Source organism: Novosphingobium sp., from assembly GCF_030696665.1.
Taxonomy (GTDB): Bacteria; Pseudomonadota; Alphaproteobacteria; order Sphingomonadales; family Sphingomonadaceae; genus Novosphingobium.
In genome coordinates this window covers 24,596-30,885 of sequence record NZ_JAUYRV010000045.1, presented here as the reverse complement: position 1 = coordinate 30,885, position 6,290 = coordinate 24,596, and the positions used below count along the sequence as shown (strand labels likewise).

The 6,290-nt window shown below is 64.2% G+C and carries 7 protein-coding genes; all 7 read right to left on the bottom strand.

Annotation, left to right across the window (positions count from 1 at the left end; translation table 11 throughout):
• Positions 1-63 precede the first annotated feature (63 nt).
• The gene (locus tag Q8R81_RS12925; RefSeq protein WP_305618454.1) at positions 64-678 is read right to left on the bottom strand and encodes a trimeric intracellular cation channel family protein; all 615 of its coding nucleotides are present in this window, start codon (positions 676-678) and stop codon (positions 64-66) included.
• Positions 675-1,784, bottom strand: coding sequence for a serine hydrolase (locus Q8R81_RS12920; RefSeq protein ID WP_305618452.1), 1,110 nt, complete (start codon positions 1,782-1,784; stop codon positions 675-677). Before Q8R81_RS12920 ends, Q8R81_RS12925 begins: the two co-directional genes overlap by 4 nt.
• A 4-nt stretch (positions 1,785-1,788) precedes the next feature.
• Positions 1,789-1,986, bottom strand: coding sequence for a hypothetical protein (locus Q8R81_RS12915; RefSeq protein ID WP_292622856.1), 198 nt, complete (start codon positions 1,984-1,986; stop codon positions 1,789-1,791).
• 73 nt (positions 1,987-2,059) lie between these two features.
• Positions 2,060-2,755 carry a spermidine synthase gene (locus Q8R81_RS12910; RefSeq protein ID WP_305618457.1) on the bottom strand — a complete coding sequence of 232 codons (696 nt, stop codon included), beginning with the start codon at positions 2,753-2,755 and terminating at the stop codon, positions 2,060-2,062.
• A gap of 63 nt (positions 2,756-2,818) precedes the next feature.
• The gene (locus Q8R81_RS12905; RefSeq protein ID WP_305618449.1) at positions 2,819-3,154 is read right to left on the bottom strand and encodes a DUF6481 family protein; all 336 of its coding nucleotides are present in this window, start codon (positions 3,152-3,154) and stop codon (positions 2,819-2,821) included.
• 292 nt (positions 3,155-3,446) lie between these two features.
• Positions 3,447-4,847, bottom strand: coding sequence for a dihydrolipoyl dehydrogenase (gene lpdA, locus Q8R81_RS12900; protein WP_305618447.1), 1,401 nt, complete (start codon positions 4,845-4,847; stop codon positions 3,447-3,449).
• 175 nt (positions 4,848-5,022) lie between these two features.
• Positions 5,023-6,267: a 2-oxoglutarate dehydrogenase complex dihydrolipoyllysine-residue succinyltransferase gene (odhB, locus tag Q8R81_RS12895; protein ID WP_305618445.1), complete on the bottom strand. Its 1,245-nt coding sequence runs from the start codon at positions 6,265-6,267 to the stop codon at positions 5,023-5,025.
• Positions 6,268-6,290: the final 23 nt, after the last annotated feature.

Genomic DNA, 6,290 nt, shown 5'->3' with positions numbered 1-6,290 from the left:
GAGCGAAGTCGAGACACATTTGCACGGTGTCTCGACTTCGCTCGACACGAACGGACGGGCAGATTACCCCTCTTCCGAAGAATACACCGGCAAACCCAACCGCCAGTAAATCGCCGCCCCGCGCAGGCCAAAGCCCGCCAGCGCCGCCACCGGCCAGACAACCGCATTTGCCAGCCCCAGCGCTGCGCCGCCCGCACAAATCAGCGAAGCCAACGCCCCCGCCGTCACATAAAGCTCGGGGCGCATCAGGATCGAGGGCCTGCCCGCCAGCACGTCGCGGATGATCCCGCCCACGCAGCCGGTGATCACCCCCATCAACACCGCAGGCACCGGCGGCACGCCAAACGCCAGCGCCTTGGCCGTGCCCAGCACCGCATAAGCGCCAAGGCCCGCTGCGTCGGCCCATTCCAGCACCGGCTTGTTCCACCAACGGTTCGGCGTGAACCATGCGACGAGTGCGATGCCCAGACACACCGGCGCAACCCACGGATCACGCACCCAGAACACCGGCGCACCAATCAGCAAATCGCGCACCGATCCGCCGCCCACGCCGGTCACCAGCGCAAAGAACGCCATCGTCACGAACGTCTGCCGCAATTGTGCCGCCAGCAGCGCACCTGTCAGCGCGAACACGGCAATACCTGCCAGATCGAGCAACTGTGGAATAGCGGGTGTCATCGCGGCATCATGGCGGCCATCCGCAATCCGGGCAACAATGCGCGCTGCTGGTGGAACAGCGCCATGTCATTGCCGCATTGGGCCATGATCAGGCCGGTGCGCGGCTCGATCATCGCTTCGGCATACCAGCGCGTGTTCGACCCGTTGTGCCACAGGCTGCCGTCGGGATCGACGAACCAGCCCATCGCCATCTGGCTGCCAAAGCGCGGCATGTGCAATTCACGCCAGCTTTCCGGGCGGAGCAGGGCGGGCTTGTCGCGGTGCGTGCGCAGCCAAGCGGCCAGATCGGCCAGCGTCATGTGCAATCCGCCCGCAGGCGCCATCGCGGCGGGGTTGTCGGCATAGACCGGCTTGCCCGCGTCATGGCCCCACGGCTGGTCGAAGCTGCCTGCCGATCCCGGCGGGCCGAAGCCTGCGCTGGCAAGGTCCAGCGGGTCCAGTACCTCGCGCCGCAGCAGCGCTTCCCACGAAAGGCCGGTTGCCTCCTCCAGCATCCGGGCTGCCAGCACGTAGCCTGCGTTGGAATAGATATAGGCGGTGCCGGGCCGGGCCACCGGCTTCATCTTCAGCGCCAGTTGGGCAAACTTGCGGCGGCTGGCGCGCGCATCAGCCTCGCGCGTACCGGGTTCGTATTGGGGCATTGCGAAAAGCGCATCCAGCGGAATGTCCTTGGGCAGACCGGCGTGGTGGCTGAGCAATTCAACCGCTGTAAGCGCGCGATAGCGGCGCGGCACATCGGGCAGCACTTTGCCCATCGGCGTATCCCAGCCGATCACGCCTGCCTCTACGGCACGGGCAAAAAGCGTGGCGGTGAACGATTTGGTGATCGATCCCAGATGCCATGTGTCGCGCGTGGTCACCGGCTCGGCATGGCCCACGGCGCGCAGGCCATCAGCCAGGAACACCGGCGGCCTTGCACCGGCCTGCCACATCACCGCCATGCCCGGCGTGCCGACCGCGCGGCGAATGCCCGCCAGCGTGGCGGCGGACATCGGCAGGGCGAGCAGCTCTTCCAGCGTCATCTCCCGCCGCTGCGCCGCGATCCGGCCCGGAAGCAAGCCCCCGGCCGCCAGCGCGGCTACAACGATGCGGCGGGTGATCCGCACGGGATTACTCGCCGATCAGCGCTTCCAGCTTTTTCTTCAGCGCCAGAATGCGTTCGGCCGCTTCGGTGAAGGTCTTCACGTCTTCACGGTTGTTGTTCCCGCGTGCTTCCTTGGCCGCTTCGACATAGCCTTCCATGTCGGCATCCATCGCATCGATCAGGATTTCGATTTCGTCTTCGGTCAGGGTCAGCTTGATGGCCATTGCGGCGCTCCTTCGATTCAAAGCCTGCGGTTACCGCCGGGAGCGGCGGGGCACAAACAAAAGGTGCCCGCAATTATGCTTTCGTGGCGAAGAAGATCACGTGCTGCAGCGGAGTCTTGTCCGGACGCGGAGCTTCGCCCGCTTCGACATTGACGACCTCCACGGTGAAGCCGGTCTTTTCCAGCAGCGCCACAAACGTTTCGTCCCGGAACGCCGACCACACTGCCAGAATGCCGCCGGGGCTGAGCGCGCGTGAAGCGGCTTCGAGGCCGTTCTGGGAATAGAGCCAGTCGTTGACACTGCGGGTCAGTCCTTCGGGGCCATTGTCCACATCAAGCAGGATCGCGTCATAGCCGCCGCGCGCCGCATCGATCAGCATGGCCACATCATCGTGGACCAGTTGCACGCGCGGATCGTCAAGACATCCGGCGGTAATCCGGTGCATTGCCCCGCGCGCCCACGCGACGATTTCGGGCACGATTTCGGCAACCGTGACGCTGGCGCTGCTGTCCAGCACGGCAAGCGCGGCCCGCAGCGTGAAGCCCAGGCCGTAGCCGCCGATCAGCAATTGCGGTGCGGGGCGTGCGCCCAGCCGCTCGCACGTCATCACCGCAAGCGCCACTTCCGAGGCGCAGACGTCGGTGCTCATCAGTTCGTTACGGTCGAGCAGGATGACGAAATCATCGCCATTGCGCACCAGCCGCAGCCGCGCGCCATTGGGCACGCGGGCAGTATCGATCAGTTCATCGCCATCTTCCAGTTCCCACATCGGGGGCGGAGTGGCGGGGGAATTGTTTGCGGGGTGCTGGGCCAGCTGGGCGTCTGCCAACGCCTACTTCTTCCGCGCCTTGCGGGCGGCATAGCGTGCGTCACGCTCGGCCTTGCGCTGGGCTTCGAGTTCCTCGTCGCTCGGCGGCGGAGGAACGTTGGCCTTCTCTTCGGCAATGCGTGCTTTTTCGGCCAATTCCTCATCGCGGCGCTGCTTGGCGGCGGCGCGCTTTTCAGCTTCGGCCTTTTCCTTGGCTTCGGCCTTGGCAATGCGCTCTGCCAGCACAGCCGGATCGACGGGGGCCTTGGCCTTGGCCTTCAGCGCCTCAATCGCCTTTGCACGCGCATTGGCCGAAGCATCGCGCCGCGCGTCAAGTCCGGGTTCCTTGTATCCTGCCATCTTGGTCGTCAGTCTTTCTGTCGTTCATCGGGCCGGGCAAGGATGCGCCCGGTCCGCCGCCTGTGTGAATATGGTCAGGCGCTGGAGAGAGGGTGACCCGCGTGGGGCGCGAGGCCTTGCTGCGTGTCGTCCGTTCTGCACGCAGGCCTGACCGCACGTTGGGCGACATCGGTCAGCCTGCCCGCTAGCAGGGCAGGGGCCGCTTGTCACGCCGCAAGAACAAGCCTGCGATTCCAAACGAAAAGGGCCGCCCCGAAGGACGGCCCTTTGCTTGCGTTCGATTGCGCGCCAATCACATATGGATCGGCTTGCCCGTCACCGCCATCGCCGCTTCCTTCAGCGCTTCCGAATGGGTCGGGTGCGCGTGGCAGGTGTAGGCAATGTCTTCGCTCGTTGCGCCGAATTCCATCGCCTGCGTGGCCTGCGCGATCATCGTTCCGGCAACCGAAGCGATGCACCACACGCCCAGCACGCGGTCGGTCTTGGCGTCGGAAATGACCTTCACAAAGCCGTCCGGCTCATGGTTGGTCTTGGCGCGGCTGTTGGCGAGCATCGGGAACTTGCCGACCTTGATCTCGCCGCGTTCCTTCGCGGCTTCCTCGGTGAGGCCTACGCCTGCGAATTCAGGGAAGGTGTAAACCACACCGGGGATCAGGTCGTGATTAACGATCCCGGTCAGGCCCGCGATGTTCTCGGCCACAGCAATGCCTTCGTCCTCGGCCTTGTGCGCCAGCATCGGGCCGGGGATCACGTCGCCAATGGCCCAGACGCCCGGAACCTTGGTGGCAAAGTCATGATCGGTCTCGATCTGCCCGCGCGCGTTCAGTTCCAGCCCGATCTTGTCGAGGCCAAGGCCATCGACATTGGGCCGACGTCCGATGGCCACCAGCACGCAATCGGCCTCAATGGTCGAAGCCTCGCCGCCTTTCGATGGCTCGACGCTCAGCGTCGCGGTCTTGCCGCTGACGGACACGCCGGTCACCTTAGTGCCCAGCTTCAGGTCCATGCCTTGCTTCTTGAAAATCTTGGCGGCTTCCTTGCGCACATCGCCGTCCATGCCGGGCAGCAACTGGTCGAGGAATTCGACCACGGTAACCTTCGCACCCAGACGCCGCCAGACCGAGCCAAGTTCCAGCCCGATCACGCCGCCACCGATCACCACCATGTGGTTCGGCACGCGATCCAGCGCCAGTCCACCGGTGCTGTCCACGATCACGCCAGCATCGTTATCCACCGTCACACCGGGAAGCGGCGTTACGCTCGAACCCGTGGCGATCACCACGTTCTTGGCGCTGACCTTCTGGCCGGCCACGGTCACGCTGTGCGCGTCTTCGAAGTTGGCGTAACCCTTCAGCCAGGTCACCTTGTTCTTCTTGAACAGGAACTCGATGCCACCGGTAAGGCTTTTCACCGAATCCAGCTTCTGCGCCTGCATCGCTGTCAGGTCGAGCGTCACCGGCCCGGTCTTGATGCCATAAGTGTCGAACGTGCCATTCACCGCCTCGTCGAACTTCTCCGACCCGTGCAGCAGCGCCTTTGAAGGGATGCACCCGACGTTGAGGCACGTCCCGCCCAGCGTTTCGCGCCCTTCGGCACAGGCCACTTTCAGCCCCAGCTGCGCCGCACGGATCGCCGCAACATAACCGCCGGGACCGGCACCGATGACAAGAACGTCGTAATCGTATTCAGCCATTTTCGGCCTCCGTTGCGCGACCATGCTTCGACAAGCTCAGCATGAGCGGCACTTAGCAATCAAACCACTTGGGCTATCAAACCACTTCGTCATTCCCGCGAAGGCGGGAATCCAGCGCGCGACCGCCGGAACTGGATTCCCGCCTTCGCGGGAATGACGAAGGTCTTTTTACAAATCACAAATCGATCAACAACCGCGTCGGATCCTCGATCGCTTCCTTGATCGTCTTGAGCGCCGTCACAGCCTCGCGCCCATCAATGATGCGATGGTCGTATGACAGGGCAATGTACATCATCGGGCGCACCACGATCTGCCCATTACGGACGACCGGGCGGTCCTCGATGCGGTGCAGGCCCAGCACGGCCGACTGCGGCGGATTGATGATCGGGGTGGACATAAGCCCGCCGAACACGCCGCCGTTCGAAATGGTGAAGGTGCCACCCGCCATATCGGCCATCGTCAGCGTGCCATCGCGCGCGGCCTTGCCATAGTTGGCGATGGACTTTTCGATGTCGGCAAAGCTCATCTTGTCGACATTGCGCACCACCGGCACGACCAGCCCGTTGGGGGCCGAGACGGCGACGGAAATGTCCACATAGTCGAAATAGACGATCTCATCGCCCTGGATCTGGCCGTTGACCGAAGGGAAGTCCTTCAGCGCCAGCACCGATGCCTTGGCGAAGAATGACATCAGGCCAAGCTTCACGCCGTGCTTCTTTTCGAACACGTCCTTGTACTTGGCGCGGGCTTCCATCACCGCGGTCATGTCCACGTCGTTGAACGTGGTGAGCAGGGCGGCGGTGTCCTGCGCGCTCTTCAACCGCTTGGCGATGGTCTGGCGCAGGCGCGTCATCTTCACGCGCTCTTCGTTGCGACCCGCTGCGGGCGCAGCAACTGCGGCAACCGGGGCCGAAACTGCCGGAGCAGGCGCGGCCTGCTTGGCCTGTGCCGCAGCCATCACGTCTTCCTTGGTCAGGCGGCCGTCCTTGCCGGTGCCCTTTACGCTCGAAGGATCGATGCCGTATTCCAGCACTGCCCGGCGTACCGAAGGCGAAAGCGCAGCAGCCTCACCCGCAGGTGCAGCAGCGGGAGCAGCTGCTGGTGCCGGAGCTTCCGACGCCGATGCAGGCGCAACCGGTGCCTCGGTGCGCAGGGCAGGGGCCTGTGCGCCCGCCGCCGCTACGCTATCCTCGATCAGCGCGAGCAGTGCGCCTACCGAAACCGTATCGCCCTCGTTCGCCGCAAGCGCACCCATCACGCCAGCAGCAGGCGCGGGAACTTCAACCGCAACCTTGTCGGTCTCAAGGCTGACAATCGGCTCGTCCAGCGCCACGGCCTCGCCGGGCTTCTTCAGCCACTGGCCAACGGTTGCTTCGCTGACGCTTTCACCCAGCGTCGGGACTTTTACTTCAATCGACATATCGTACTTCCTTGGGGAGAAGG